At 41.4% G+C, this 1,733-nt stretch carries 2 protein-coding genes; both read left to right on the top strand.

The window, feature by feature from the left end:
* A partial coding sequence (locus tag WBA23_RS23115; protein WP_424584643.1) for a sensor histidine kinase occupies positions 1-965 on the top strand: 965 nt, incomplete at its 5' end.
* Complete coding sequence (locus tag WBA23_RS23120) at positions 962-1,705, top strand: LytR/AlgR family response regulator transcription factor (RefSeq protein WP_424584644.1); 744 nt, start codon at positions 962-964, stop codon at positions 1,703-1,705. The genes WBA23_RS23115 and WBA23_RS23120, both read left to right, overlap by 4 nt.
* Positions 1,706-1,733 lie beyond the last annotated feature (28 nt).

Genomic DNA, 1,733 nt, shown 5'->3' on the forward strand with positions numbered 1-1,733 from the left:
CTTCTACTGAGGGTACATCCATGCCGGAAGCATTCGTTTTCAGAGCCGTTGGAATGCCCGTTAAAATAATGGCGACGTATCTACTCGTCTACTTTCAAATCCCTCTACTTCTACAAAAAAAGAAGTATATTCAGTTTATACTAAGTTTAGTAGTTAGTATACTGTTCTTCACAATTTTGTATCGCTTCAACAATATTCATATCGCCGAAAGATTAAGCGACCCTGAAGGAATAAGAGAATCTTTAGGACAAATTATATGGGAATTTGAGTTTACTGTGCTTGGCTATTTTGATCGGGTGTACGGCGTAGTTTTTCTCTTTCTATTCATTAAAATGATTAGAGACCGTGGCATAGAAAAGCAAAGAATCGAGATGCTTAAGCAAGAGAAAGCGAATGCCGAACTTAATTTTTTGAAAGCCCAAATTCACCCTCACTTTCTGTTCAATACGCTCAACAATCTCTACGCTCTCACCCTGGAAAAATCAGATAAAGCTCCCGAAGTGGTAGCCAAACTGGCCGAAATGCTGGATTATATTCTCTACCGCTGCCAAGACGAAAAAGTGCCCATCAGTCAGGAGATTACATTACTAGAACACTACATTGATTTGGAGAAAATCCGGTACGGCGACCGACTTTCGCTGGATTTTAACTACTCGGTTGACAATTTGCAAACTCCCGTTGCGCCCCTTATTTTAATCTCCATTGTGGAGAATGCTTTTAAACACGGCGTAAGCAACGTAGTGGGTTCCGCAATGGTCGCAATATCGTTGAAAGTGCAGAATGGTACGCTAGACTTTCGGGTAGTAAACAGCAAACCTACCGTTGCGGAAGATGACCCCATGAATTATAGAAAAGGGATTGGGGTGCAAAACGCTCAACGTCAGCTAGACTTACTGTATCCGAATCAGTACGAGTGGCAAATAAAAGAACACGCGGAAACCTACGAAGTGAATTTACGCCTATGAACACCCCGAATACTATTAACTGCCTGGTGGTGGATGATGAGCCCCTGGCAGCCAAATTGTTAACAAGGCATATTAATCAATTCGCGCAGCTGCACCTAGTAGCTACTTGCGAAAACGCACTGGAGGCTTTTGATTTATTGCAGAAAGAATCAATAGATTTGCTCTTTCTAGATATCCAAATGCCGGGCATTGATGGTCTCAAGTTCGCCCGCTCATTACAGTCGCCCCCCAGTATTATTTTCACTACCGCTTACCGCGATTATGCGGTGGAAAGCTACGAGCTGGACGTAGTAGACTATTTACTCAAACCCATTACTATTGACCGTTTTCTAAAATCTATCACCAAATATTTAGGACAAATAAATAGCGGTAGAACACCGAATCACTTCCAAGAAGTTATAGCTGATCATGAAGAACCGTTTATGTACGTTAACACAAACCGCAAATTTGTGAAGGTGGTATTTAGCGAAGTATTGTACGTGGAAAGCTTGAAGGATTACGTGAAAATTCATCTTCCCGACCAGCATATTCTAACCAAAGAAAAAATTAGTGAGTTTGAGCAGAAGCTCCCCGATTTCTTCCTCCGTATTCATCGTTCCTATATCGTCAATATCAACCAAATCACCGCCTACACCATGCACGATGTTGAGATCAATGATCAGGAGATTCCAATTGGAGTATCATACAAGAAGGAGGTTATGAAGTATCTAAGAGGAAATAATAACGCCTTCTTAACATAAGGACTTCCTCCCTTGCATCATTTTTGAC

The organism is Tunicatimonas sp., assembly GCF_049647865.1.
GTDB lineage: Bacteria > Bacteroidota > Bacteroidia > Cytophagales > Cyclobacteriaceae > Tunicatimonas.

Excerpts from the sequence above, each read along its gene's own strand:
- WBA23_RS23120 (WP_424584644.1), top strand. The coding sequence starts at position 962 with ATGAACACCCCGAATACTATTAACTGCCTGGTGGTGGATGATGAGCCC.